Below are 24,504 nucleotides of genomic sequence, written 5' to 3' on the forward strand. Positions count from 1 at the left end.
CAGGTTACCTATGCTTCAGTTTCCTCCCATATCGTCATAGGCAGTGTGAATGACTACCGAGCTGGACGCAGCGCTTGCACGTTTAAATACCATCATCCTGGGCAAACAGACACAGTTAAAACTGGCACTCAGTTGTTTGCTGGCCCGAGGACATTTGCTGATCGAAGATCTACCGGGGATGGGCAAGACCACCATGTCGCACGCTTTGGCCGGTGTGCTCGGCCTGGACTACAACCGTGTGCAGTTCACCAGCGACTTGTTGCCCGCAGACGTGCTTGGGGTCAGCGTGTTTGAGCGTGAATCCGGCTCTGACCAAGGCCGCTTTCGCTTTCATCCGGGCCCGGTGTTTTGCCAGCTGTTGTTGGCCGATGAAATCAACCGGGCAACGCCGAAAGCGCAAAGCGCGCTGTTGGAGGCGATGGAAGAGCGTCAGGTAACGGTTGAGGGCGAAACACGGCCATTGCCAGAGCCGTTTTTTGTGATCGCAACACAAAACCCGGTCAATCAATCCGGTACCTTTCCCTTGCCAGAATCCCAGCTCGATCGCTTTTTAATGCGCATCAGCCTCGGCTATCCAGATGATAAATCTGAGCGCGCCTTGTACGAGGGGCAAGATCACCGTCAGCTGGCGAACTCGGTGCAGCCAGTGCTGACGCTGGCGCAATTGCACGCTCTGCAGCAAGGGGTTGAGCAGGTGAAGGCTTCGGGCTCGGTGTTGGACTACTTGCAGCGCATCGTTGCCTTTACCCGATATGATGGCGGTTACCAATACGGCCTGTCTCCTCGCGGCGGATTGGCGCTGCTGCGCGCGGCCAAAGCCTGGGCGCTATTGCATCAACGCCAGCACGTATTGCCGGAGGACTTGCAAGCGGTATTGCCATCAGTGGTCGATCATCGCTTGGCGGAGGCCGCAGACGGCGCAGCTGGGCGTGTGTCGCAACATATATTGAACCAAGTGCCCGTATTGTTATGAGTGGTTGGCGTGGAGCGCTGCGCCAGCGGTGGCAGCGTTGGATGGAGCGGCGCATTCCGGCCGCTCAACAGTTGACGCTAGGGCATAGGTCCATTTTTATCTTTCCATCTGTGATCGGTTGGCTGTTTGCGGCGCTGTTGTTGGTGATGCTGCTGACCGCCATCAATTATCAAAACAGTTTGATTTATGGCTTGGTGTTTTGGCTGTTCAGTATGGGCATTACGGCGATGCACTTCAGCTTTGGCAACTTGTCAGGGTTAACCCTGACGGCGGGGCATGCGTTGCCTGTGTTCGCCGGTGAAACCATCGAATTGCCGGTCCGGTTAACTAGCGACAAAGCCAAGGCGCACCAATCGTTATTGCTACGCTACCCAGACGGCCCTGAGGTGGTGGCGGACGTCAACGCCGATGCCGACGACACGGTGGCTACCCTGAGCATCGTAACGCAGCGGCGGGGCCACTTAGATGCTGGCCGTTTTTTGCTCGAAAGTCGCTACCCGTTGGGATTGTTTCGCGTCTGGAGCTGGATCCGGTTGCGTTATCCGGTGGTGGTGTACCCGCAGCCGGTGTGGATTCCATTTCGCTTTGCACAAGGCAGTGAAGGCGAGTGGCTGGAGGGTGCCACCTCAGACAGCAGCGGAGAGCAGGATTTTCATGGTTTGCGCAGCTACCAAGCGGGCGACTCTATGCGCCAAATCGCGTGGAAACAGTACGCCCGTGGCCGGGGTTTGGTCAGTAAAGACTTCGATAGCGATGACGGCGCCAGTTGTTGGTTTGACTGGGAGGCATTGGCGCCACTACCCATTGAAGAGCGTCTGTCACATCTGACCGCTTGGGTGCTGAAAGCTCATCAAAACGGCTGGCAATACGGCTTACGATTGCCTGGGCATACCTTGCCGCAGCATCACTCAGAGCTGCACTTAGAGGCCTGTTTGCAGACCTTGGCACTGTTTGGCCAGGAGCCAATATGATTACTCATTCGATTCCTCGCGCGGCCACCCCATGGCTGTTGGCTGCGACGGCGGCCAGTTTGGTGTTGCATGCCAGTCACTTACCGATTTGGATGTGGGGGCTGGCGGCATTGACGGCGGGCTGGCGCTGGATGGTGCACCTTGGGCGTTGGTCGTACCCGGGCAAAGTGTTAAAGATGATCGCCGTGGCGCTGGCCGTCGCCGCAGTGGGGAGCACCTTTGGCGGACGCTTTTCACTGGAAGCAGCCAGTGCCTTTCTGATTGCTGCATGTGTGTTGAAGCTGCTGGAAATGCGCACGCTGCGCGATGCCTATGTGGTCATCTTTATGGCGTTTTATACCCTCGCCGCGGGCTTCTTGTATGAGCAGGAGCTGACGGCAGGGCTGGTAGCTCTGCCCACGGTGTGGTTGATGACCACAGCCTTGATTGCAGCGCATCACACTGGGCACGGCAGCCAGCGCGCCAGTGGTGTGGCCCTGCGTTTGCTGGCGGTGTCGCTGCCGGTGATGCTGGTGCTGTATTTTCTATTCCCTCGTATCGGTCCGCTGTGGAATGTCGGACTGCAGAGCAATCAGGCCCGCACCGGGTTATCTGCAAGCATGGCGCCGGGCGATATTGCGAATTTGAGTCAGTCCGATGAGCTGGCCTTCCGGGTGACCTTTGAGTCCGGTGAGCCGCTGCCGCGCCAGCAACTGTATTGGCGGGCACTTACCTTGGACGCCTATGACGGGCGCAGCTGGCAACCCAGCGGTTTGTTCGATGCTGCGGTGTATCCACCACAGGCTTGGCGGCCGCCTGCGCAAGCCAGCGGCGCGGTGCGCTACGAAATCATTCAAGAGCCGACGGATCAGAAGTGGCTGTTTGCTCTGCGAGGCGTTGGTGCGGTGGATCCACGCACCGGACTCACCGCAGATGATCGCCTACTGCATCGCACGCCAGTGCACCAACGCATTCGTTACCAAGTGGAGTCGCTGCCAGATGTCTCCATCGCTGAGCAGGGCTTGAGTCGTGCCGTCTGGCGCCAGAGTACTAGGTTGCCAGCTCGCGGTAATGACAGGGCCCGGCAGTGGGCTGAGCAGAGGTTCACCGGCGATGCGAGCGCGTTTGCCAACCTGATTATGCAGCATTTTCGCCAGCAGCCTTATTACTACACATTGCAGCCGCCGGCGTTGGGCGCTGATGATATCGACGCTTTTCTGTTTGAAACGCGCCAAGGGTTTTGCGCCCATTACGCGGGTGCAACCGTGTTTATGCTGCGAGCGGCAGGCATACCCGCACGGGTGGTGGCAGGCTATCAGGGCGGTGAATGGAACGCTGAGGCCGGTTATCTGACGGTGCGCCAGTTCGATGCCCATGCTTGGGTCGAATATTGGCAGCCTGAGAAAGGCTGGCTATCGATCGACCCAACCGCCGCGGTGGCGCCAGAGCGCATTGAGCTCGGGCTGCGTGATGCACTATCTACCGAGGAAGAGTTCCTTGCTGACAGTCCACTGTCGCCGCACCGATTCACTGGAGTTAGTTGGCTAAATCAAATGCGCATGCAGTTTGATCAGCTCAACTATTACTGGCACCGCTTCGTGCTGTCATACGACAAAGGGCGCCAGCAGCAGTTAATGCAGTATTGGATCGGCATGCAGTCCTACAAAGATCTGCTTTATCTGTTGGCGGGCAGTATTGCTGCGCTGTTTTTAGTCGGTGCTGTGTGGTTATGGTGGCAGAATAGACCGCGCTATCGTAACCGCTTTGTGCGCTCATGGACGCAACTGCAACAGGCCATGAAGCGCCACGGTATCGAGAGTCCTGGGCAGACGCCGGATGAGCAATTACAGCAGCTGGCCGAAGCCGTGCCTGGCTGCGCCAATGAGATCGGTGCCGTGCGACAGTTGCTGCAGCACTACTTGTACGTCGCCGATGCACCCGAAGGACAAGCGCAGCAGCAGGTGATTACTAGGCTCAATCGCTTGCGTCGGCAGCTGGCCAGGCACAAAAGCAACCATCACCCGCCACGCTCATAAAGGGCCCATAAGGGCCCGACTGCAGTCGCTCGACCAATGTTGGGAACAGTTGATCATCAGCTACGGTGCACAGCGCACCAAAGCCGTAGGCGCCGAAGTAGGCCAGCTGGCCCTCTGAGTGAAACAGCGCCAGTGATGGACTGCTAGGCAATTCCAGATTCGCTGGCGCCGTCAGCACTTGAATGCGCCCGTCGTTCAGCGCCAGTAATTGTTGGCGCTGCTGTTCGCTGCTGGTGTGCGGTGCTACCACCACGACGCGCAGGTCATCGATGCCAAACTGCTCCAGCAAACTTGCGTAGTGTCGATGGCTGACCTGATTGCACAGACAGTCGGGGTTCCAAAAATGCATCAGTGTGGGTTGTTGGCTGTCACTAAGCTGTTGCCACAAGGGCTGCAATCGCTGCTCTACCTGCGCTGCTTGCCAATAGTCAGCGCTGTCGCTGGCCGTTATAAAGGGCCGCACGGCTTGTTGTTGAAACCACCACAAACCGACCAGTGTGGCACCAAACAGCACCATGACAGCGATGGACATCCACCAATGTTGCGTTTTCATGACTTGCCTTAAACAGTGTTTGCGCCGGTTATACCGTATTTGCCCTTGAAAGTGTTGTCTTTTGCCACCATCGATTGGTCTATGACCATCGGCAGATATAAAAAACAGTGACTGACCTTTCCCTGCTGCAGTTTGACCGCCAAGTGACCCAGGCTTCCCAGCAACACTGGCAGCTGGTGAGTTTTACTGGCCAAACCTGCGCGCCATGCAAAGCGCAAAAACCTGCACTGCAGCAAGTGGTGCAGCAGTTATCGAACCGCTTACAGTTAGTCGAACTGGACGCTGAGCAATGCCAAGCTGTGGCGGCCCACTATCAGGTTCGCAGCTTGCCAACCCTTCTGTTGTTTGACCGCGGAGAGCTGGTGTCGAGGCGCAGCGGAGTGAATAGCGCCCAGTCACTGAAGCAGTGGCTTGTCCATCACATGGGGGAGAGCAACGATTTAGACGGCGATGCCGTTGTCAGCTCAGGTAGCACGGCTGCCCAGCATATAGACGCACTGTTGCAAGGCTGGCAGCGTTCGCTGACCAAAGGCCAGCCATGCGAGCGCACTTTGCAGCAACTGGCTCAGGCTTTGATCGACGATGGACAATCTGCGCGGGCAGCGCAGGTGTTGCAGCAAGCCGACGATACGCTGCAGCGCTCACCGGCCATTGCCCAAATTCAAAGCCAGCTGCAACTGTATCTGCAATCAATTCAACCACAATCAGAGAGCGATCCGTGCAACAGCGCGCTGACCTTAGTGGCACAGCAGCAATTTGATGCCGCCCTAACGCTGTTGCTGCAGGCTGTGGCGCAAGATGAGCAGCACTCATCACCGGCACGCACCATGATGGTGAAGGTGCTGAACGCCATGCCGGATCGCCAACAAGCTCAGCACTATCGCAGGCAGTTGCTGGCTATGGGTTAGTTTATACCGTTATCTTTTGGCGCTTGATCATGGCATGACGCCGCATCAACGCTTTTCCGCCGAGTTCAGGAGAACACTATGGAACGTCGCCGCTTAGGCAATACCGATCTTCAAGTCAGCAAGCTGTGCCTTGGCACCATGACCTGGGGCGAGCAAAACAGTGAGCAGCAAGCGCACGAGCAAATGGACTTTGCCATTGAGCAGGGGATCAACTTTTTTGATACCGCCGAAATGTATCCGGTGCCGCCCAAAGCTGAAACACAGGGGCTGACGGAGCAGTACATTGGTAGCTGGCTGGTAGCACGAGGCCAGCGTGAGCGTGTCATTCTAGCCACCAAGGTGGCCGGTCCCGGTGAGTGGCTGAACTATCTGCGCGGAGGTCCAAAGCTGACCAGGGAGCACATTCATGCCGCAGTGGACGACAGTTTGCGCCGCTTGCAAACCGACTACATCGACCTGTACCAGCTGCACTGGCCAGCTCGGAATACCAATTTCTTTGGCCAGCTGGGCTACACCGTCGATGTCAACGAACAGCTGACGCCGCTGGAAGAAAGCCTTGAAGCACTGCACGAACTGCAACAGCAAGGCAAGATTCGCCACTACGGGCTGTCTAACGAAAGTGCCTGGGGAACCATGAAAGCCCTCAGTATTGCCGAGGCGCGTGGGTATGCCAGGGCTGTGTCGGTGCAGAATCCATACAACTTGCTCAACCGCAGTTACGAGGTTGGCATGGCAGAAGTCTCGCACCGCGAGCAAGTCGGATTGCTGGCCTACTCGCCGCTGGCGTTTGGCGCCTTGAGTGGCAAATACCTTGGCGGACAGCGTCCGCAAGGAGCGCGGTTGTCACTGTTTGATCGCTTCCAGCGCTATTTGGGTGAACAAGCCGAGGAGGCCATTGCGCGTTACGTTGCCGTGGCGCAGGAGCATCAACTGTCACCGGCGATGATGGCACTGGCGTTTGTGACTGAGCAGCCGTTTGTTACCTCCAATATCATCGGCGCCACCAACCTTGAGCAGTTAGCAGAGAATATTCGCAGCGCCGATTTGCAACTGTCCGATGAAGCGCTAAGCGCCATCGAACAGGTACATTTGCTCAATACCAATCCTTGTCCTTAAGCCAGCTGTTAAACCCGGCTTAAAGGTGACGTAGCGGTTGCCTTGCCACGTTGGCAAGGCGCCAGCCAAGGGCGATGGCAGCAACGGTCAAGCCACTGACCAAACCAATCCAAAACCCTTTGGCGCCCATTGGGCCGCCGATGGCAGCGCCGTCAAAGGCCAGCCAGTAGCCCAGGCCCAATCCCACCAGCCAATAGGCGATAAAGGTGATGATCATCACCGGCAATGTGTCCTGATAACCACGCAAGGCACCAGCAGCAGAAATCTGAATCGAATCAGACAACTGGAACACCGCGGCAAACAGCAAAAGCCCGGCCGCCAACGACACAACCGCTGGGTCCGGCGAATACAACGAAGCAATCGGGGCCGCAAGCAGCGTGATAAGCGACGCATTGAACACGGCAATGCCAAGGTTCAATTTGACTCCCAGCCACGCTGTCTGGCGTGCCAAATCCGCTGCCCCTGCGCCTAGGTGATGGCCGACCCGAACCGTCAATGCCATGCCTAAGCTCAATGGAATCATAAAGGTCAGTGATGACACATTGAGCGCCACTTGATGCCCGGCCACCACGGTTGGCCCCAGCTCGGTCAGAAACAGCGCAATAACGGAAAACAAGCTGACCTCAAAGAAAATCGCGGTGCCAATCGGCAGACCCACGGCGACCAGCTGGCGTACCCGTTGCCACTTGGGCTTCCATATGCGGCGCCACAGGCGAAACTCTGGCTGCAAGCGGTATTTGCGCGTATTGATCGCCATCGCCAGCGCCATGCCAGCAAACACAATCGCACTGCCAATGCCGCAGCCCACACCACCCAGGGCTGGCAGGCCGAACCAGCCATAGACCAGTACCGCATTGATGGGAATATTGAGCAGCAGCCCAGATAACATCACCCAGGTCACATGGCTGGCTTGATTTAACGCCTCGGCGTAAAAACGATAGGCAAGAAATACACCGGCGCCGGGCATTCCGATGGCAATTGCAGTAAGATAGTCCGCCGCGATGCGAGCGGTGTCCGGATCATCGACCCACGACGAGATAAACTGCGCCATGGCGTAGAGAAAAACACCGGCGATGGCACCTGCGACAATGCCCAGCCACAGGGCTGCAGCCAACAGTTGTGGTAGGTCTTTGCCTCGTGCGGCGGCATTCAGGCGAGCCGTGAGTGGCGACAGTGCCACCAGAATGCCCGCCAGAAATAACCACACCGGCGTCCAGAAACTGGTGCCAATGGCCACTGCCGCCAAATCTCGGGTGCTGACATAGCCAGACATCAGAGTGTCGACGGTGCCCATACCGATCTGTGCCATTTGCGTGGCAAGTATGGGAAGAGTAAGGCGTGTCAAAGCACGCAGTTCGTGGCGAGTGAAGGGCATAACAGTGTCCGTTAATAGCGGCCGGGCATTCTGCACCGAAGTGATAACAGAGTGAATAGTGAAACCTGAGTTAAACGTTGAAGACCTGATCCAGCTGTTCAACACATTGTTCGTTGAGGGAGAAAATACCCGATTAGTGGCCGGTGATGATGAGCCGATTTATTTGCCTGCCGATGAACACACGCCACACCACCGGCTGATTTTCGCACACGGCTTTTACGAGTCTGCGTTGCACGAGATCAGTCATTGGTGCATTGCTGGCAGCGAACGACGCCAGTTGGTGGATTTCGGCTACTGGTACGAACCCGATGGGCGCAGTGCAGCGCAGCAGCGGGCGTTTGAGCAGGTTGAAGTCAAGCCACAGGCGCTGGAGTGGATTTTGTCCGTAGCCTGCGGGCGGCGTTTTCGAGTCAGCACCGACAACTTAAACGGTGAGGCTGACGCCGTGGAGCATGGGTTGGCGCAATTTCGCCTGGCCGTAGGCGAGCAAGCCCAGCGATATTTACAACAAGGGTTGCCCGCTAGGGCTGAGCGTTTGCGCCAGGCCCTGCTAACTTTCTATCAGCGTCACGATGATTTTGTAGCCTATCGTTTCGACGCTTCACAGATTTGATGGAGAACATTTTGTTTAAACGATTGATGGGCCGAAGTAAGGCAGAAACGCCGCCCAGTCCCGCTAAAAAGGCGGCCAGCCGCAGCCAAAAGAAAGCGCATGGCAAAGAAGACAAACAACCCGCGCGAGATCATCACAAAGCCGCGCCGCACGGAGCGGAAAACAAACGCGCTAAATCGCGCAAACGCAAGTCCTCAGGCCCAGCTCGGGCACGGGATGATCGCCAGCAGCCATGGAGGATCGATGAGTTTCAGGTCGAGGCCGTGGCGGATAAAACCCGCTTCCACGATTTGGGCCTGCCCGACAGCGTGATGCGCGGTATTCACAAACTCGGCTTTGAATACTGCACGCCTATTCAGGCTGAAAGCTTGCCGGCGGCGCTGCGTGGCCGTGACACCATTGGCCAAGCGCAAACCGGTACCGGTAAGTCTGCTGCCTTTATTTTGACGATTCTGAATCAGCTGCTGAACGAAGACCCTGGTGAGCGCTACGCTAGCGAGCCGCGGGCGTTGATCATTGCTCCTACGCGCGAACTGGCGCTGCAAATCGGCAAAGATGCAGAGGGCCTGGCACGCTACACCGGCAAAACCGTACTGACCGTCGTTGGTGGCATGAGCTACGACGAACAGCGCCGCCGTCTGCGTGATGAGGTGGTGGACATTTTGGTAGCCACGCCCGGGCGCTTAATTGATTTTATGCGCAGCCAGGACGTCTTTCTCGATCAAGTGGAAGTGTTGGTATTGGACGAAGCGGACCGCATGCTGGACATGGGCTTTATCCCCGATGTGCGTCGCATCGTGCGCTCAACTCCGCCGAAGGGCGAACGGCAAACCTTATTATACTCGGCCACCTTTAATTACGACGTGCGCATATTGATCGATCAATGGACGGTGAATCCGCTGCAAGTGATCATCGAGCCAGAGCAGGTGACCACGGATCGTGTTGATCAGCGCTTATTTCTTGTCGCTGAGTCCGAGAAGTTTGGTTTGCTGCTGCGCAGCCTGGATGAAGAAAAGCCAGAACGCACGATTATCTTTGCCAATCGCCGCGATCTGACGCGCAACCTGTGCGACAAGCTCAACAAAAAAGGCCACAAAGCATTGTTGTTGTCCGGCGAAGTCAGCCAGCAAAAACGCATCAAAACGCTGGAGCGCTTCCGCGACGGCGACGTCACCATCATGGTGGCCACCGATGTGGCAGGGCGCGGCATTCACGTGGATGGCGTCAGTCACGTGGTCAATTACACCTTGCCCGAAGACCCGGAGGACTACGTGCACCGTATCGGCCGTACCGGTCGTGCTGGTGCCAAGGGTGTGTCCATTAGCTTTGTGTCAGAAGACGACGCCTTTGTACTGCCGGATCTCGAGAAGTACCTCAATCAGAAACTGACGCTGACCTATCCGGAGTACTGAGCAACATGCGTTGGCTGCTGTGGTTTGGCATGTCGCTTGGCGTTCCTGCCTGGGCCGCCGACCAGGTCGATGCGTTGGTGTCGCCGCAGTTTGCTGAGCGTTATCTCGAAACACATTACCCGTCGCTGCTGCACGGCAGCGAGGGTGATCATGTGGTGTCGTATTATTTTTTTGGCCGTTGGCAGGCGCACAGTTTGATTGGTCTCGAGCGTGTGCAGGGCCAGGATTATCGCCAACACCTCACTCTGATGGTGTTTCAACAGCAGCAATTAGGCGGTTATTTCGCCGATGTGGCGTCATTTCCGCGAGCCATCTCTGCCTCTGGGCAGTTGCTGTTCCCATCGGGACTGGCGCCAAATGAGCCAGTGCTTATTCAGAGTCTGCCGTCGCAGTTGTGTTGGTCGCGCACTGATCATTGTGCAGTGTGGCACTCTGTTGAGCGATCTGATGCAGCAGCCAACCCGGATCCTGTAGCGGTAGATCGTGACCCGCCGTCGCATGCGTCAGTAGAGAACACTCCCAACGCTGACTGATTGCCAGGCTGCATTGCCAATCCACTAACGCATCTTGCTTGCTGGCGTAGATGTAGGTGTGTTGGCAGGGCTTTGACTTTGGTGCGCGAAAGCGGCTGGCTGCCCACATTTGCCGTAAGGCGTTGCTGGCTTTGATGGGGTGCTGGCGCGCAAAGGTAATCCAGTCGCTGATAATATCAATGTCTTGCTCTGCCAGTGGCCCTAGCTGAACCGTTTGTTGCCACACGGTATGCTCCAGTGCAGCTGGGTCGGTCGACCAGTGACGCGCTGCACGCAGCAGTGCAAATACAGCTTTAGGTTGCAGGCGTTGCCAAGGCTTGGCCATGTTGGCAAAGCTGGTATTGATTAAATGCAGCTCTTTTACTTCGGTTGGAAAGCGCTTGGCCCAGTCACAAGCGACCATGGCGCCCATGGAAATGGCAATCACCACAACGGGTTTGCTGGTAATGACCTGGTCGCGAATGACATCGGTCATGGCGCTAATAGAGGCTGGTGAGCGCCGTTGGTGGGCGTAACCGTTGCCCGGTAATTCGGGTTGCCACAGTCTGCGCTCAGGCCATTGTTGTTCAACCAGTGGGGCGAATGGGCCCCAGTGAAAGCGCGAGCGAATCAGCCCGCGCAGCAGGACGATGTCTGCATCAGAAGCTGAAGTAGCGTTGGATGCTGAACAGGAAGTTGGTGCCGCCATCGAAGTCGTTCCCTAAGTTGGTGCGCTCCAAAGATAGCTGATAGTCGTAGGGTCCGTAACTGCGGCCGACACCAAGGCGGAACTGCCAATAATTGTCGCGACGGTCATCACCGAAGTTAAAGTCGTCGTCATAGCTGAGGTAGCGATGACGCGCCGTTAACATCTCGATTGAAAAGCTACCTGTGTGCACAGTGTAGCCCAGCTCCCAGGCGCTTTTTTTGTGCTCAGAACCTAAGTAGTCGGGAGCCTGGCGCCAGCCAATCAACAGCGCATCGTCGTACAGGGCGCGCACGGTGAGCTCATTGTAGGCATCGATTTCGACGTCGCTGTCACCAATAAATTGGTAGTGGGTCACGCTGGTATCAATGGCAAAGCGGTCACTCAGTGGCAAATACCAGCCCAAATAAGCATCGGTTTCAAAGTCTGGGCTGTCTTCTTTCATTTCGACGCCACTGCCCCAAATGCCACCGTAAACGCCGCTGGAATGTTGGTACATCAGGCCGCCTTGCAAGGTCGGATTGCCTCGGGTGTAGCTGATGCCGTCGCGAATGTACTCACTGGTGGCACCGATGTGTGCTTGAAACTCCGCCTGACTGAGCGGCGACGCCAGCAGGGCCAAAGCGGTGCTGGCTGACAATACGGCTCGTATCATGAAACTCTACAACTCTTTAATTAAACATCGATCAGCGCGACATAATACGCACTTTTGCCGCAATTGTTAGAGCGGCGGCGCTGCGGCGAGTTCAGCCGGGGTTGCTGACTTGCCAGCTTTCGTGCGGATACCAGCGCTCCAGCGCCAAGTGATGCAAGCTTTGCTTTTGTTCCAGCTGTGCAGGCGCCCAAGTGGGCATGCTGCGCACGGCGGACATCAAAAAGTCGAACAGCAGTAAATGACGGCGCTGAATGCGCTGCTGGCGATGAGGCATGATGGGGTTAAACAGGCTGTGGTAGCGAAACAGGTGGCGTGGATTTTTCTTTACCCACAGCCATGAGCCCATTTCCAGTGTTAATGGCAAATAAATGCCGTCGGGCTTGTGATTCGAGTAGCGTTGATACAGATAGTCCCACAGGTCGCCATGGGTGGTGTAAGACAGTGACTGTGGTTCAAACAGATAAGTGTGGCTGGGGTAGGTGCGCTCAAACAGCTGTGTTAGGGCAAGAGCCTCGGCAATGCTGGGCCAGGGGTGGTGGCTGCCGGCGTACGGAAACCACAAACGATCACGAACGCCGAACCCGGAGTGACAGTCGATGCTGATGCAATGCGGCTGATCACGAATGGCCGTGCCAACCACATCGACCAGAGTTTGGCTCTCACTCTCCATCGGCTGCTCTTTGCGGCCGCGATACCAGGGCAAATGGCGGCTAATGCGCTGACCCCCGATCAACCAAGGCGTATCGCCGTCGGCATCAATGGGCGCATTGCGCATTAGATCAACACCGTTGGCGTTCGCTCGCTGGTTACGCCACATGCCCGCTGGGTTAACGATGGGCAATACCAGCAAGCGCAGTTGCGCCAGTTGTTCGTGTATGGCCGGGTCCCAATCGAGGCGCTCTAGTAGCGTGCGTAAAAACGCCAGAATGACCTGGGTGCCAATGCGCTCTATGCCGTGCACGCCACCGACCAGAATGAGCGTGGGTGCCAGCGGCGCAAGGCTGCCAGCTTCGATGACATAGAAGGGTAGGTCAATGTGATGCTCGTCAACGCGCTGGCGTATGTGGGCCGGAACCGACACCCGCAGCTGATGCCGCCCGCGCTGAATCAGCTTTTCTAGCTCGAATAGCTCAGGTAAAGCGCGCTTGAGATGGTAAATGCGTTGAATCACTGGCCTAGGGTCCTTACTCTGTGCCGCCTGTGTATCACTGTAGAGTAACAATCTGATGAAAGCGCGCACGCGCCTGCCAGAGACCATGCCCGAGCGATTGCGGGTGATGACCTGGGTGAAAACTTTATGGCCGTATCTGATGGAGTATCGCTGGCGGGTGTTGATCGCGCTGCTGTGCCTGTTGGCAGCCAAGCTCGCCAGTGTGGCGATGCCGTTTTTATTGAAATATCAGGTCGATCACTTGGCGGGTTTAAATGCCACTGATATGGACTGGTGGTTGTGGTTTCCACTGGGCTTGTTGTTGGCGTATGGCGCGGTACGCTTTTTAAATGTCTTTGTTGGTGAGGTGCGAGACGTGTTGTTTGGCCGCGTCACTGAGCGGGCGATGAGGCGCATGGCGCTGCGCGTCTTTCAGCATCTACATCGCTTAAGTTTGAATTTTCATCTCGATCGCCAAACCGGCGCGTTGCAGCGTGATATTGAACGCGGCACCAACGGCATCAGTTTTTTAATGCGTTTTATGATTTTCAATATTGGTCCCACCTTTATTGAGCTGGCGTTAGTGATCGGTATATTGCTGGTGAATTATCCGCCGGTGTTTGCGCTTATTACGTCGTTAGCGGTTGTGAGTTATGTGGCTTTTTCTGTGCGTGTGACCGAATGGCGCACGGAATATGTACGCCAGGCCAATCAAATGGACTCCAGCACGCATGCCAGAGCGCTGGACAGTTTATTGAATTATGAGACGGTTAAATATTTTACTGCAGAGCAACGCGAATCTCTGGCCTATGATGAAGCGCTGGCGAAGTGGGAGCAGGCGCGGCGCAAAAATCGCTTAACCCTGTTTTTGTTGAATTCCGGTCAGGCCTTGATCATCAGTGTGGCGATGGCAGCGATGCTGATGTTTGCTGCGTATTATGTGATTCGAGGTGAAATGACGGTCGGTGATTTTACCTTGGTCAATGCATTTATGTTTCAGCTATTTTTGCCGCTGAATTTGCTCGGTTTTGTTTACCGGGAAATAAAAGCATCAATGGCAAATATCGAACGTTTGTTTGAGCTGCTGGATGAAGTACCTGGCGTAGCTGACGACGGTGCGAGCACTTTGCAAGTGACACAAGGCCGAGTCGAGTTTGAAAATGTACATTTTACTTATCCGAACGGACGCAAAGTGCTCAACGGTTTGAATCTGGTGGTGGAACCGGGGCAGACGCTGGCGTTAGTGGGCACCAGTGGCGCCGGCAAATCCACATTGACGCGCTTGCTATGGCGTTTTTACGACAGTCAGCAGGGCGATATTCGCATAGATGGACAGTCATTGCGTGCAGTGTCTCAACAGTCGCTGCGCAGTGAGTTGGGCATCGTTCCACAAGATACCGTGCTGTTTAACGATACGCTGAAAAATAATCTGCTGTATGCCCGCCCGGATGCCACTGATGAGGCGTTGCAGCAGGTGGCGGATATGTCGCAGCTGTCTGGCTTGCTTGAACATGCCGAGCAAGGTTGGGAAACCTTGGTGGGCGAGCGCGGGCTAAAGCTGTCTGGTGGTGAAAAGCAGCGTTTGGCCATTGCCCGTATGTTGCTGAAACAACCGGCCATTCAGCTGTTTGATGAAGCCACGTCGTCCCTCGACTCCGCCACTGAGAGCAGCATCATGCGCGCCATCCAACGTGTGGCCAAAGGCAAAACCGCTATCATTATCGCGCATAGGCTTTCTACCATTGTCGATGCCGATCAAATCGCGGTGATGGACGCCGGCTGTGTTGTGGAGCAGGGAACTCACACACAGTTGTTGCAGCGCAAGGGCGCTTATTGGCGTTTATGGCAGGCTCAATTACGCACAGAGGAAGGAGGCTCGCATGCGGTTACTGATCATTGATGCGATGAACTTGATTCGGCGGGTGTTTGCCGCCGTTGAGCAAGGGGAGTTGGCGATTGAAGCCACGCAAACGCGTTGCTTGGCGGTCATTGGTCGCCAGGCGGACGCTTGGCAAGCCAGTCACTTGATTACGGTATTTGAGTGGCCGGCCACAACTTGGCGCCATCAGTTATGGCCAGACTACAAGGCCGGGCGCGCGCCGATGCCACAACTGCTAGCTGACGCCTTGCCTGGGGTATTGCATTACCTGGAGAAAAACGGTGTGCCGTGTTTGTCGATGGATTGTTGGGAGGCCGACGACGTCATTGCCAGCGTCGCGCTGAATGCTTATCAGCACCGCTTGGATGTACAAATCATGTCGACTGACAAAGGTTTTTGTCAGCTGGTCAGGCCGGGAATTCAAATCCGTAACCACTTCGATCGCAGCGACTGGGATGTGACGCAAGTGACCGACATGTATGGTTTGCGCCCAGATCAGCTGGTCGACTTTTGGGCGTTGATGGGCGACACCACCAACCATTTGCCGGGAGTCGCTGGCATAGGCCGTAAAACCGCTGCTCAGTTGCTGGATCGTTTTGGCTCACTGGATGCTACGTTGGTGCAGATGGAATCCTTCGGTGATGAGCGCTGGGCCAAGCAATTGCAGCAGGACTGGCGCCAGGCGTTATTGACTCGGTTGTTGGTACGCTTGCGCACGGACCTGGAGTTGGGCGTGTCGCTGAAGTCGATGCGCTGGGGTGGGTAAGTTGTCGGCGCAGGGGGAATGGCTTACACTGCGCCGCCGCTGGCGGGCCGACCAATGGACAGCCGCCTGGCGTCGTTGAATTGCACAAGAGTGACGGTATGAAGATTGATCAGGTGTTAGAAGAAATCTCCGAGTTTTTAGGGGTGGCGACTCCGGACGAATGGATTGAAGCGGCACTGCAGCATCAAGATATTTTGCTGATCGATCACGCCAATTGCGAAAAGAAGGCCGCCAGTACAGCCATGAATCTGCTCTACAAACACTTGGAGCGCGAAGATTTATTAAAGAAAATGAGCCAGCTGGCGCGCGAAGAATTGCTGCATTTTGAGCAAGTAGTCAACATCATGCGTGATCGCGGCATTCGCTATCGCACGGTGTCTTCCTCTCGTTATGCCTCTGGCATGCGTGATGCAGTGCGTAAAGGCGGTGAACAAGAGTTGATCGACGTGTTAATCGTTGGAGCCTTTATTGAGGCACGCAGCTGTGAGCGCTTTGCCAAGCTGGCGCCCCATTTGGACCCAGAGCTGGCCAAATTTTATCGCTCATTGCTGCGTTCAGAAGGGCGGCACTACCAAGATTATCTGACGCTGGCACAAAATTATTCCAGCAGTGATATTTCAGACCGGGTCAGCGACTTCAAACAGCTAGAAAATGATCTGATCTTGTCGCCGGACCCTGAATTTCGTTTTCACAGTGGCGTGCCCAGTGCCGCCTAGCGCCTGTTAGTCACGGCAGGAGCGAATAATCTTAAGGCACACATCCGTGATGGTTTGATACTCATCCTGACTGATGACGTGTGCATCCAGGTCACGGCGTGCTTGTTCGAGATTGGCTTTTGCATCTTGCAGATCAGTGAAACGACGGTTAGCTTCCAATGCTTTGTTAACAACTGCCGTTGAGTTCATAAGTTACCTCTTGGTCCTTAAACCGGTTACAAAATTGGTGGTGTTTGCAGAGAAGATCATTTTCTCATTTGCGGGCCGTAGTGAAGCAGGCACAGATCAATTCAGCAATCCAAGTTCAGGAAAAACCATCTTGCTTCATTAGATGAAGCCTCTCTATTATGTCGATCCATTTGTTGATCGGTATAACAATGACACCTCCGCATCTAACACTGGTTTCATGGAAAAGCGCTGATTCGAGCCTGTCCGGCTGGGAGCGTCCCGGCGACGGACAGATTGTTCATTTTTTGCATGGCAACGGTTTTTGCAGTCGCACACTTTGGCCATTGGCGCAGCAGTTGCCATCTGATTGGCGCCTTATCTTTACCGATATTCCAGGGCATGGCGGCTCTGCTCGCCCGTCGGTTGGCATGCCAGATTGGCAGGGCATGGCACGATCGATTGCCGATCAGCTGCAGGTGCTCGCCGACGGGCAGCCTGTGCAAGCGGTTGGGCATTCGATGGGGGGGTGTTAAGTTTGTTAATGGCCGCCTACAAGCCGTCGTTGTTCTCCTCTGTTGATATGCTGGATCCGGTATTGTTTACACCTGAAGTGGTGTGGGCGCAGCGCATTATGCGTAAGTCTGGCTGGTGGAAGCGCTCGCGCTTGGTACGTTCGGTAGCGGCTCGCCGGCAGCAGTGGCCGGATGAACAACAGATGACGGCCAGTCTGCAGGGAAAATCGTTGTACAAACATTGGCACCCAGATGCCCTGAATGAATTTGTTCACTTTGGTACCCGCCCGGTGGCCGATGGGATGGCGTTGTCTTGCGACCCACAATGGGAAGCATCGATATTTGGCTCGTATCCGCGTGGGTTATGGCGGGCCGTGCGCACGATCAGCACGCCCGTCAGGATTTGGGCAGCTGAAGACAGCTACTTTTTTATCCGAAAATCGGCACAAAAAGCCTCAAAAAATACCGCTATTAACTGGTTTTTGTTTGGGCAGCACCATTGTTTTCCAATGGAAGAGCCGCAAAAAACCGGACAATTGTTGTGCGAAAAGTTGGCGTTGTCTGACAGTGTAAAACCTTTGTCAAACACCATTGGGTAGGCTATGGTGAGATCGCTGACTGCCTGTCGTAGCCGTCAGTTAATCCTTCTATGGCAACAAAGAGAATAACGAGTAGGACTCTATGAACATGGAGATTCAGGCGGCTTTGGATGTCGCTGATGAGACTGATTCCTTCCTGCAGATCACCGATGTGATCTATGACAAACAAGCCGAAGTCGGCTACGACGCACTCAGCGATGCGGAAAAAACCGTATATCTACTCGATCACCTATTAAAAGAGATGGAAAACGGCGGCTTTGTGCAGTTTGTTCATCATGACGCCGGTGGTCGGGCGGAAGACACGCTGGAAGCGCTGGAGCGCATCAAGGCAAAAATCACCCACCAGTTGATGGATCGTTTGCTGGAGTTCTTTCCCGAACGTCATGTGCCTTTTGACGAAGACGAGCGCATCGAGCTGTTTGATCAAATCGAAAGCGAGCATGCCGACGAAATTGCCGAACTGGACGATCGCTTCTATGACAGCGGTGAAAACCTAGTCGAAATGACTCTGCGCTACGTCAGTAAAAATCTCAAAGATTTTCGTTGATGATGGCACAGTTGCAGCGTCGCTACCGTGCATGGGTGGCAGCGCTCGCTGGCCTGAAAACCGTCACTCAGCGTGAAGCGCATTTTCGTATCCATATATGTGCAGCCTTAGCTGTTGTCGTGGTCGGCTGGTGGTTCGATATTCAGCGGACGGATTGGGTACCACTAGTGCTTTGCATGGCGCTGGTGATGTCTCTGGAGGCCATGAATGCTGCTGTTGAGGCGCTGGCTGATGCGCTGCACCCAGAACACCATCCTTTAATTGGCAAAGCCAAAGACATGGCTGCAGCTGCGGTGTTGATTGCGGCACTGTGTTCAGTGGTAGTGGCGGTGGTGGTTTTTTGGCCCTACTGGCGCGTTTGAACTGGCACTTCAGTCTTGCTTTTTTTCAGTGCTGGCCCTATAAACGAGCGGCTCTGTTGTCGTAGAGCACAGATTATAACAACAAAAAGGATCGCCACATGTTACGCACGGTTTTTGCGCTCGTAGTAGCGCTCGGTCTTCTCGCGCCTCATGCGCACAGTAAACAAGTGTCCGGTATTTCGTTGGATGATGTGTTTGTCGTCGACGGCCACGCGCTGATGCTTAATGGCGCTGGTGTTCGCACCAAGTTTTTCCTCGATTTGTACATTGCCTCGCTGTACTTGCCAGCGTTGGAAGATGACGCTGACGATATTGTCGCCGCCGATACGCCGATGGCCATTCGCTTGCATATCATCTCTGGCATGATTACCGGCCAGCGTATGGCTGAGTCGACACGCGATGGTTTTGTGCGTTCAACCGGAGGTGATTTGGCACCGATCGAGGCCGAAGTTGATCAGCTTATCCAGGCCTTTTCGCAAGACGTGAAGGAAGGCGATGTTTTTGATCTGGTCTACTTGCCGCAACAAGGTGTCACCGTTTATCACAACGGCGAGGCTAAGTCTCAGGTTGCCGGGCTTGGCTTTAAGCAAGCATTGTTTGGTATCTGGCTGTCAGATGACCCAGTGCAAGAAGATCTGCGTGAGCAATTGCTTGTCCACGCTGATTAAACTTCGGACCCTGTGTTTCTCCCCGTCGTTGGCTTGAATCCGCTATAGTTTTGGGAGCAGTGAGTCCGGGATGACATACTGTTCCCATGCAGATTGAGGGGAGTTCATGGTTACAAGCCAGCTGGCTGAGTTTTTGCCAGATAGCATTCCTGTGCTGATGGTCGATGATGACGAGTCAGTGCTGCAAGTCAGTCGTTTGGTATTGCGCACCTACCGGTTTCAAGGACGACCATTAGAGTTGCTTGAATGCCACAGCGCTGCCGCAGCGCGCGAGTTGCTGGCGCAGCGAGACGACATTGCTCTGTTGTTGCTGGATGTGGTGATGGAGTCCGATAACGCCGGTTTAGAGCTGGTCGGTTACATCCGGGAGCAGCTGCAGAATCACCACATTCGCATCGTATTGCGCACCGGTCAGGCGGGTTTGGCCTCTGAGCGCAGTGTTATCGATGAATATGAAATAAACGATTACCTATCCAAAGCAGACGCGACTGCGCAACGTTTAAAAGTGGTGCTGACCACCGCTTTGCGTGGCTATCGCGATATCATCGCTGCGCAGCAGGCCACTCGTCGGGCGGATCAAGCAAGCAAAGCGTCGGTGGCGAAAAGTCGTTTTCTGGCGCACATGAGTCATGAAATCCGCACTCCGCTGAACGGTTTGATCGGCATCATTGGCTTGCTGCAGCAAACCGCACTCAGTAGTGAGCAAGCCACCATGGTGCAGGATGCTCAGTATGCAGCCGACGCTGTATTGGCCATTGTCAACGACGTGCTCGATTTAGGGAAAATCGAAGCCGGTAAGCTGGAGTTAAATCCGCAGCCGTTTTCTCCGCAAGAAATGCTGCGCCGCGTGCAGTCGGTATTTTTTGCCAACTGCGATAAAAAAGGCTTGGCGCTGAGCTATCGAATTGACCCAGAGGAATGCCCGCAGCTGGTCGCTGATTCAGACCGCTTGCAGCAAATCTTGCTCAATTTCGTCAGTAACGCGGTCAAATTCACCCCATCAGGCGGAAAAATTTCAGTTACAGGCCACTATTGCGCTGACCAGCAGCGTTTACGTTTGGTGGTCGAAGATACTGGCATTGGTATCGCCGCGGAGCAGTTAGAGCGCTTATTTGAAGCCTATGAGCAAGCGTCTGCTCAGGTGGCGGGGCAATTTGGTGGTACCGGCTTGGGGCTGAATTTGTGTCGTTATTTGGCAGAGTTAATGGGCGGCCGGGCTTGGGCAGAGAGCAGTGTCGGCCAAGGCAGTCGCTTCAGTGTCGAGGTGCCAGTCACTGAGGCGCATACAGTCGAGACGGTGCAGGAGTCTCAGGCGGTATCGCTGGCCGGGCTCACCATCGGCATCTGTGAAGACGACGCCACCAGTCGTACCGTGTTGGAGCGAATGCTCAGCAAGCAGGGGGCGACGGTGCTGAGTTATGAACACGGTCAAGCGCTGCTGGATGCCGCTCTTTGGTCGCAGGCGAATATCTTATTGTTGGATTGTCATATGCCAGTGTTGGACGGCTTTGCAACCACTCAGGCGCTCAGGCAGCTTGGTTGTAAATTGCCGATTGTCGCCTTGACCGCCGGCGTGTCGGATGATGAGCGCGAGTTATGTTACCGCGCCGGCTTTGACGACATCGTCGCCAAGCCGGTGAAGTGGCCAGAGCTGTTTGCTCATGTCCAGAGTCGCGTGACTACGCCGTAGCGGTCATTGCTTCTTTTTCTTCTTATCTTCCGGCAGCTCACCTGCGCTGCGGTAGATGCTTCTCAGCTGTTGCACCACGTCGGCATTGATCGAACCTTTAGGGAAGTGTCCCTGTTTATCGGCTTTGCCAGCAGGCCGCTGTAGGAGCAAAGTTAAAGCCTGGTCCACATGGCTAACTGCATGGATATGAAATTGTCCGGCAGCGACGGCATCAATCACAGTCTTACTAAGGATCAGGTTGCGACAATTGGCCGCTGGGATGATGACGCCTTGTTTGCCGGTGAGGCCGCGCGCCTGACATAGGCGGAAAAAGCCTTCAATTTTCTCATTGGCGCCGCCGATGGCCTGTACTTCGCCGTATTGATTGACCGATCCGGTCACGGCAAAGGATTGGTCGATCGGGCAGCGAATCAGCGCCGATACCAAGCACACAAGCTCAGCCAGTGAAGCGCTGTCGCCATCGATGTAACCGTACGATTGCTCCATGGCAATGTGGGCGGTGATGGCCAGAGGAAAGTCCTTTGCATAGCGATGGCCAAGAAACCCGCTGATGATCATCACGCCTTTGGAGTGAATGGCTTGTCCCAGTGCGACTTCCCGTTCGATGTCCACTAAGCCACGACTGCCGGGGTAAACCGTGGTGGTAATGCGAGCAGGAGAACCAAAACTGGTATCCCCCAGCGACATCACGGTAAGGCCGTTGATATTGCCGATGGCATCGCCATCGGTTTGCAGCAGCACGGTGCCATCGAGCATCTGCTCAAACAGCTTGTCATACACACGTCCGGTACGGTCTTTTTTGGCTGCCAAGGCGCGCTCAATATGATGGTCGTCGATCAAGGTGTCGCTCGCCAGCTGCCTTAAAAAATCAGCTTCGGACAGCAAATCAAACTGTTCACCAATACGAGCACTGAGGGCATCCTGGCGCTCGGACAAGCGTGCACTGAACTCCACCATGCGCATTACGCCCGCTTGAGTCATGTGCGCCATTTGCTGCTCATCAATGCGGCTGCGCAGTAAGCGAGCGTAGCCTTCAACGTGCTCTGGGTCTGCGGTCAGATCGCCGTCGAAGTCGACCACTGCGCGAAACAGGCGACGAAAATCCTCATCGTACTCTTGCAGTAAGTAATACAGCTGGCGCGAGCCAATTAACACCAGTTTGAGCTGCAGCGGGATGGTTTGCGGCAACAATGTGGTGGTGTTGAGCATGCCCAGTTCGGCGTAGGGCGACTCCATCTTTAGCTGGCCTGATTGCAGTGCGCGTTTGAGAGCCTCCCAGACCAGCGGTTCAGAGAGAATCTTCTCGGCGTCGACAATCAAATAGCCGCCATTGGCGCTGTGCAAAGCGCCGGGGCTGATGCGCCGATAGTTGGTGACCAGTGCGCCTTGCTCATTGGCGTATTCAATGCGGCCAAACAAATTGGCATAGCTGGGGTGCGGTTCATACACCACTGGAGCACCGCTGTTGGACTGGTGGCGTGTCGCGATGTTAGGCAGCAGGGCATCTTCCAGCGACGTACGCTTATTGTATTCTTCACGCAGTTCCAGCAAGCGCTCGTCCACCAGCTCTTCTAGGACCAAGCGGGGCAGAAACGTCTCGAGTTCTTTCAGGTACTCGGTGACTTCATCTTGCTGGGCAAACTGCATGCGCAGTGGCTCGAGCAATGGCGTAACCGCTTCCTTAATAGTCTCTTGGTTGAGTTCTCGCTGGGCATTGCTGGACTCGCGCTTCCACTGCGGTAACTCAGAGAGTTGCTCGCCCAGCATCTGCTCTAGCTCGGCGATGGTGTTGTGAAACTGATCGCGCTCTGCTTCTGGGAGTTGAGCAAACTCAGTTTCGTCCAGTGCCTTGCCTTCGCGCATGGGGGTGAAGCTGATGGCCGATGCGTCACGATACACGGCCACGCCGCGCTTGTGCGCCTCGCGCTCAATTTGCTCGATGGCTTTGTCGTAGCGACGGTTAAAGGCGTATTCAATGGCCGCCTTTTTTTGCTGGTAGGACGGGTGTTCGAACACAGCAGGAAACGTCGCCAGCAGCTGATTGATCAGCTCATGGATGTGGCCTTCGTAGACACTGGCTTCATCTGGGTTGAGCTTTAGAGCGCGCGGCTCACGAGGATTGCTGAAGTGATTGACGTAGCACCAGGTGTCGGGTGTCGCTTGTCGTTTGCCCTCGTTGCGTAGGTATTCTCGTACGTAAGAGGAGCGGCCGGTGCCGGTTTCACCCATAACAAAGATGTTGTAACCCGGACGCTTCATCGCTACGCCAAATTGAATGGCGTTAACGGCGCGTTCTTGCCCCAATACGCCATTGAAGGCAGTGAGGTCGGCCGTGGTGTCAAAGGCCAACAGCTCAGAGCTGATGGTGTGGGTCAGTTGTTCAGGGGTAAGGCGAGTATCTGGCTGTTTTGGCATTGCTGCTGAAATTCCTTTATGGCTGTGGCTGCGTTGATGGCGCAAGCCTCCAATATTAGGCATGGTAGCGGGGAGAGAGCACTTCGGGCAATCGAAGCAGTTGCAATCGCCGTTTAGCCTTGGATAATGTGCGCCCCCTTGGAGTCCCTATGTCCGTTCAGCCCGAAGATAGAATCACCATCGACATGTTTGCACCGCGTGGGCCTGGCCGCCCGCGCAGCAATCCGTACGATCGATCATTGCAGTGTCGCGTTAATAAGCGTAGCCAACGGAGACGCGATAAAGCACGTGGGCTGAAGCGTGTCGAGGTGAAACTGCCGGACCATGTGATTGAGCATCTGGACGCTGCTTGTGAGCAACTGAACTTGAATCGGGCAGAAGTGATCGAGCTGTCACTGCGCCATTGGCTGCATTTGGGCGAAGACTGAGCACCGTTGAAAAAACTGTGTGACCCAGTTGTCTGCCTGTGACATTCCGCATTGCCAGTACGTCATGTCCAGGGCTATGCTCGATACGGTCAACAAAGGAACTGTCTTATGCAACGGATGCTTCTACCCCTGCTGACGGGGATCACATTGAATGTGGCGTCAAGCGTGTATGCGCACGCGGACGCTGTTCGTGAGATGTCTCAACCCATCCCTCTATATGCTAATCCGGAATTGGCGCTGTCCGTGCGACGCTCTGAACATACGGAATGGCAGCTGCTGTTATGTGCCAGCGGAGAGCGCACCATGCGCAAAAATTACCCCTTGGTGTTATCGGTAGACGGTCAGTTTGTGCGTCTGCCTGCATTGGCTCAGGCTCCCAGCGAGCGCGAGGGGTATTGGTGCCATGCGTTTGCCACCAGCGCTGAGCAGTTACAGAGCATGACCACGGCACGCCAGGTACTGGTGCGGGCCTTTTTTGACAGCGGCAAAGTGGATGCGCGGGTGAGCGGTACGGAGGCCGATTATCTGACCCGCCCACAAGCCCTGGGGCCGCTGGCGCAGATACAGGATTTTGTCAGCGATCAAGCATCGGCGGTGGAAGTCATCGTTGATGGTGGATAAACGCTTGATTTTTCAGAACGTTTTGGTATTGTTCGCGTCCTCCGAGTGATCGGACTGTTGTGGTGACCCTCGTTGGTTCCCTCGCAACGATAAGCTGTAAACCCCGCCAGGCCCGGAAGGGAGCAACGGTAGCAGTGGATTCGTGTGCCGGGGTGTAGCTGGCGGGGGTCATCT

At 55.3% G+C, this 24,504-nt stretch carries 25 protein-coding genes and 1 other RNA gene; 19 read left to right on the forward strand and 7 right to left on the reverse strand.

Annotated elements, in window-relative coordinates; all coding sequences use genetic code 11:
• Positions 1 to 49: 49 nt before the first annotated feature.
• Genes CHH28_RS13730 through CHH28_RS13740 form a run of 3 tightly spaced genes read left to right on the forward strand, consistent with a single transcriptional unit; the run spans position 50 to position 3,959 of the window.
• Positions 50 to 973: an AAA family ATPase gene (locus CHH28_RS13730; RefSeq protein WP_094060842.1), complete on the forward strand. Its 924-nt coding sequence runs from the start codon at positions 50 to 52 to the stop codon at positions 971 to 973.
• On the forward strand, positions 970 to 1,944 hold the full coding sequence (locus CHH28_RS13735; RefSeq protein ID WP_094060843.1) for a DUF58 domain-containing protein: 975 nt from the start codon (positions 970 to 972) through the stop codon (positions 1,942 to 1,944). The genes CHH28_RS13730 and CHH28_RS13735 overlap by 4 nt, the downstream gene beginning before the upstream one ends.
• Positions 1,941 to 3,959, forward strand: a complete 2,019-nt coding sequence (locus tag CHH28_RS13740) for a transglutaminaseTgpA domain-containing protein (RefSeq protein WP_094060844.1) — start codon at positions 1,941 to 1,943, stop codon at positions 3,957 to 3,959. The genes CHH28_RS13735 and CHH28_RS13740 overlap by 4 nt, the downstream gene beginning before the upstream one ends.
• Here the strand turns inward: CHH28_RS13740 and CHH28_RS13745 are convergent.
• Positions 3,898 to 4,512, reverse strand: a complete 615-nt coding sequence (locus tag CHH28_RS13745) for a DUF6436 domain-containing protein (RefSeq protein WP_094060845.1) — start codon at positions 4,510 to 4,512, stop codon at positions 3,898 to 3,900. The genes CHH28_RS13740 and CHH28_RS13745 overlap by 62 nt on opposite strands.
• 107 nt (positions 4,513 to 4,619) lie before the next feature.
• Between CHH28_RS13745 and CHH28_RS13750 the strand changes: the two genes are divergently transcribed.
• On the forward strand, positions 4,620 to 5,420 hold the full coding sequence (locus CHH28_RS13750) for a tetratricopeptide repeat protein (protein ID WP_094060846.1): 801 nt from the start codon (positions 4,620 to 4,622) through the stop codon (positions 5,418 to 5,420).
• 78 nt (positions 5,421 to 5,498) lie between these two features.
• Positions 5,499 to 6,536 (forward strand): NADP(H)-dependent aldo-keto reductase, encoded by a 1,038-nt coding sequence (locus CHH28_RS13755; protein ID WP_094060847.1) that lies wholly within the window; start codon positions 5,499 to 5,501, stop codon positions 6,534 to 6,536.
• A gap of 19 nt (positions 6,537 to 6,555) precedes the next feature.
• Here CHH28_RS13755 and CHH28_RS13760 read toward each other — a convergent pair whose 3' ends face one another.
• Entirely contained in the window at positions 6,556 to 7,911 is a 1,356-nt protein-coding gene (locus CHH28_RS13760; RefSeq protein ID WP_094060848.1) for an MATE family efflux transporter, read from the reverse strand.
• A 58-nt stretch (positions 7,912 to 7,969) separates the two neighbouring features.
• Between CHH28_RS13760 and CHH28_RS13765 the strand changes: the two genes are divergently transcribed.
• Together CHH28_RS13765 and CHH28_RS13770 are read left to right on the forward strand one after the other, a co-directional pair.
• Positions 7,970 to 8,524 carry an elongation factor P hydroxylase gene (locus CHH28_RS13765; protein ID WP_199243908.1) on the forward strand — a complete coding sequence of 185 codons (555 nt, stop codon included), beginning with the start codon at positions 7,970 to 7,972 and terminating at the stop codon, positions 8,522 to 8,524.
• 11 nt (positions 8,525 to 8,535) lie between these two features.
• Positions 8,536 to 9,936: a DEAD/DEAH box helicase gene (locus CHH28_RS13770; protein WP_233243626.1), complete on the forward strand. Its 1,401-nt coding sequence runs from the start codon at positions 8,536 to 8,538 to the stop codon at positions 9,934 to 9,936.
• A 369-nt stretch (positions 9,937 to 10,305) separates the two neighbouring features.
• Here the strand turns inward: CHH28_RS13770 and CHH28_RS13780 are convergent, their stop codons facing one another.
• From CHH28_RS13780 to CHH28_RS13790, 3 genes are all read right to left on the reverse strand, one after another.
• Positions 10,306 to 11,157 carry an alpha/beta fold hydrolase gene (locus tag CHH28_RS13780; RefSeq protein WP_094060852.1) on the reverse strand — a complete coding sequence of 284 codons (852 nt, stop codon included), beginning with the start codon at positions 11,155 to 11,157 and terminating at the stop codon, positions 10,306 to 10,308.
• Positions 11,108 to 11,809, reverse strand: a complete 702-nt coding sequence (locus CHH28_RS13785) for a TorF family putative porin (protein WP_094060853.1) — start codon at positions 11,807 to 11,809, stop codon at positions 11,108 to 11,110. Before CHH28_RS13785 ends, CHH28_RS13780 begins: the two co-directional genes overlap by 50 nt.
• 91 nt (positions 11,810 to 11,900) lie before the next feature.
• Positions 11,901 to 12,980: a M14 family zinc carboxypeptidase gene (locus tag CHH28_RS13790; RefSeq protein WP_094060854.1), complete on the reverse strand. Its 1,080-nt coding sequence runs from the start codon at positions 12,978 to 12,980 to the stop codon at positions 11,901 to 11,903.
• A gap of 55 nt (positions 12,981 to 13,035) precedes the next feature.
• On the opposite strand from CHH28_RS13790, the gene CHH28_RS13795 reads away from it, so the two are divergent.
• The 3 genes from CHH28_RS13795 (at position 13,036) to CHH28_RS13805 (ending at position 16,320) form a co-directional block, all read left to right on the forward strand.
• Positions 13,036 to 14,859, forward strand: a complete 1,824-nt coding sequence (locus CHH28_RS13795; protein ID WP_094060855.1) for an ABCB family ABC transporter ATP-binding protein/permease — start codon at positions 13,036 to 13,038, stop codon at positions 14,857 to 14,859.
• A complete protein-coding gene (locus CHH28_RS13800; protein WP_094060856.1) occupies positions 14,840 to 15,604 on the forward strand; it encodes a 5'-3' exonuclease H3TH domain-containing protein in 765 nt (254 codons plus the stop codon). The genes CHH28_RS13795 and CHH28_RS13800 overlap by 20 nt, the downstream gene beginning before the upstream one ends.
• A gap of 98 nt (positions 15,605 to 15,702) precedes the next feature.
• Positions 15,703 to 16,320 carry a tRNA-(ms[2]io[6]A)-hydroxylase gene (locus tag CHH28_RS13805; protein ID WP_094060857.1) on the forward strand — a complete coding sequence of 206 codons (618 nt, stop codon included), beginning with the start codon at positions 15,703 to 15,705 and terminating at the stop codon, positions 16,318 to 16,320.
• A gap of 6 nt (positions 16,321 to 16,326) precedes the next feature.
• On the opposite strand, the gene CHH28_RS13810 is transcribed toward CHH28_RS13805, so the two are convergent.
• Positions 16,327 to 16,509, reverse strand: a complete 183-nt coding sequence (locus CHH28_RS13810) for a hypothetical protein (protein WP_094060858.1) — start codon at positions 16,507 to 16,509, stop codon at positions 16,327 to 16,329.
• Positions 16,510 to 16,697: 188 nt separating this feature from the next.
• Between CHH28_RS13810 and CHH28_RS13815 the strand changes: the two genes are divergently transcribed.
• From CHH28_RS13815 to CHH28_RS13840, 6 genes are all read left to right on the forward strand, one after another.
• On the forward strand, positions 16,698 to 17,021 hold the full coding sequence (locus CHH28_RS13815) for an alpha/beta fold hydrolase (RefSeq protein ID WP_157729919.1): 324 nt from the start codon (positions 16,698 to 16,700) through the stop codon (positions 17,019 to 17,021).
• A gap of 8 nt (positions 17,022 to 17,029) precedes the next feature.
• A complete protein-coding gene (locus CHH28_RS13820; RefSeq protein WP_094060860.1) occupies positions 17,030 to 17,599 on the forward strand; it encodes a hypothetical protein in 570 nt (189 codons plus the stop codon).
• Positions 17,600 to 17,681: 82 nt separating this feature from the next.
• On the forward strand, positions 17,682 to 18,146 hold the full coding sequence (locus tag CHH28_RS13825; RefSeq protein ID WP_094060861.1) for a DMP19 family protein: 465 nt from the start codon (positions 17,682 to 17,684) through the stop codon (positions 18,144 to 18,146).
• Positions 18,146 to 18,508 (forward strand): diacylglycerol kinase, encoded by a 363-nt coding sequence (locus CHH28_RS13830; protein ID WP_094060862.1) that lies wholly within the window; start codon positions 18,146 to 18,148, stop codon positions 18,506 to 18,508. Before CHH28_RS13825 ends, CHH28_RS13830 begins: the two co-directional genes overlap by 1 nt.
• 98 nt (positions 18,509 to 18,606) lie before the next feature.
• On the forward strand, positions 18,607 to 19,176 hold the full coding sequence (locus CHH28_RS13835; protein WP_094060863.1) for a chalcone isomerase family protein: 570 nt from the start codon (positions 18,607 to 18,609) through the stop codon (positions 19,174 to 19,176).
• 106 nt (positions 19,177 to 19,282) lie between these two features.
• A complete protein-coding gene (locus tag CHH28_RS13840) occupies positions 19,283 to 20,866 on the forward strand; it encodes an ATP-binding protein (protein ID WP_094060864.1) in 1,584 nt (527 codons plus the stop codon).
• Positions 20,867 to 20,869: 3 nt separating this feature from the next.
• On the opposite strand, the gene CHH28_RS13845 is transcribed toward CHH28_RS13840, so the two are convergent.
• The gene (locus CHH28_RS13845; protein ID WP_094060865.1) at positions 20,870 to 23,281 is read right to left on the reverse strand and encodes a Lon protease family protein; all 2,412 of its coding nucleotides are present in this window, start codon (positions 23,279 to 23,281) and stop codon (positions 20,870 to 20,872) included.
• Between the two features lie 149 nt (positions 23,282 to 23,430).
• On the opposite strand from CHH28_RS13845, the gene ybfE reads away from it, so the two are divergent.
• The 3 genes from ybfE to ffs all read left to right on the forward strand — a co-directional run bounded on the left by ybfE (position 23,431) and on the right by ffs (position 24,497).
• Positions 23,431 to 23,709, forward strand: a complete 279-nt coding sequence (gene ybfE, locus CHH28_RS13850; RefSeq protein WP_094060866.1) for a LexA regulated protein — start codon at positions 23,431 to 23,433, stop codon at positions 23,707 to 23,709.
• Between the two features lie 108 nt (positions 23,710 to 23,817).
• Entirely contained in the window at positions 23,818 to 24,330 is a 513-nt protein-coding gene (locus CHH28_RS13855) for a hypothetical protein (protein ID WP_094060867.1), read from the forward strand.
• A gap of 70 nt (positions 24,331 to 24,400) precedes the next feature.
• Positions 24,401 to 24,497, forward strand: an RNA gene (gene ffs, locus CHH28_RS13860) — signal recognition particle sRNA small type.
• Positions 24,498 to 24,504: the final 7 nt, after the last annotated feature.

The sequence above is a fragment of the Bacterioplanes sanyensis genome (assembly GCF_002237535.1).
Taxonomy (GTDB): domain Bacteria; phylum Pseudomonadota; class Gammaproteobacteria; order Pseudomonadales; family Oceanobacteraceae; genus Bacterioplanes; species Bacterioplanes sanyensis_A.

Excerpts from the sequence above, each read along its gene's own strand:
- CHH28_RS13755 (WP_094060847.1), top strand. The coding sequence starts at position 5,499 with ATGGAACGTCGCCGCTTAGGCAATACCGATCTTCAAGTCAGCAAGCTG.
- CHH28_RS13840 (WP_094060864.1), top strand. The coding sequence starts at position 19,283 with ATGGTTACAAGCCAGCTGGCTGAGTTTTTGCCAGATAGCATTCCTGTG.
- CHH28_RS13780 (WP_094060852.1), bottom strand. The coding sequence starts at position 11,157 with ATGGCGGCACCAACTTCCTGTTCAGCATCCAACGCTACTTCAGCTTCT.
- ybfE (WP_094060866.1), top strand. The coding sequence starts at position 23,431 with ATGTCCGTTCAGCCCGAAGATAGAATCACCATCGACATGTTTGCACCG.
- CHH28_RS13735 (WP_094060843.1), top strand. The coding sequence starts at position 970 with ATGAGTGGTTGGCGTGGAGCGCTGCGCCAGCGGTGGCAGCGTTGGATG.
- CHH28_RS13825 (WP_094060861.1), top strand. The coding sequence starts at position 17,682 with ATGAACATGGAGATTCAGGCGGCTTTGGATGTCGCTGATGAGACTGAT.
- CHH28_RS13820 (WP_094060860.1), top strand. The coding sequence starts at position 17,030 with ATGGCCGCCTACAAGCCGTCGTTGTTCTCCTCTGTTGATATGCTGGAT.
- CHH28_RS13760 (WP_094060848.1), bottom strand. The coding sequence starts at position 7,911 with ATGCCCTTCACTCGCCACGAACTGCGTGCTTTGACACGCCTTACTCTT.
- CHH28_RS13845 (WP_094060865.1), bottom strand. The coding sequence starts at position 23,281 with ATGCCAAAACAGCCAGATACTCGCCTTACCCCTGAACAACTGACCCAC.
- CHH28_RS13855 (WP_094060867.1), top strand. The coding sequence starts at position 23,818 with ATGCAACGGATGCTTCTACCCCTGCTGACGGGGATCACATTGAATGTG.
- CHH28_RS13800 (WP_094060856.1), top strand. The coding sequence starts at position 14,840 with ATGCGGTTACTGATCATTGATGCGATGAACTTGATTCGGCGGGTGTTT.
- CHH28_RS13830 (WP_094060862.1), top strand. The coding sequence starts at position 18,146 with ATGATGGCACAGTTGCAGCGTCGCTACCGTGCATGGGTGGCAGCGCTC.
- CHH28_RS13740 (WP_094060844.1), top strand. The coding sequence starts at position 1,941 with ATGATTACTCATTCGATTCCTCGCGCGGCCACCCCATGGCTGTTGGCT.
- CHH28_RS13835 (WP_094060863.1), top strand. The coding sequence starts at position 18,607 with ATGTTACGCACGGTTTTTGCGCTCGTAGTAGCGCTCGGTCTTCTCGCG.
- CHH28_RS13810 (WP_094060858.1), bottom strand. The coding sequence starts at position 16,509 with ATGAACTCAACGGCAGTTGTTAACAAAGCATTGGAAGCTAACCGTCGT.
- CHH28_RS13745 (WP_094060845.1), bottom strand. The coding sequence starts at position 4,512 with ATGAAAACGCAACATTGGTGGATGTCCATCGCTGTCATGGTGCTGTTT.
- CHH28_RS13805 (WP_094060857.1), top strand. The coding sequence starts at position 15,703 with ATGAAGATTGATCAGGTGTTAGAAGAAATCTCCGAGTTTTTAGGGGTG.
- CHH28_RS13730 (WP_094060842.1), top strand. The coding sequence starts at position 50 with ATGACTACCGAGCTGGACGCAGCGCTTGCACGTTTAAATACCATCATC.
- CHH28_RS13795 (WP_094060855.1), top strand. The coding sequence starts at position 13,036 with ATGAAAGCGCGCACGCGCCTGCCAGAGACCATGCCCGAGCGATTGCGG.
- CHH28_RS13815 (WP_157729919.1), top strand. The coding sequence starts at position 16,698 with ATGACACCTCCGCATCTAACACTGGTTTCATGGAAAAGCGCTGATTCG.
- CHH28_RS13785 (WP_094060853.1), bottom strand. The coding sequence starts at position 11,809 with ATGATACGAGCCGTATTGTCAGCCAGCACCGCTTTGGCCCTGCTGGCG.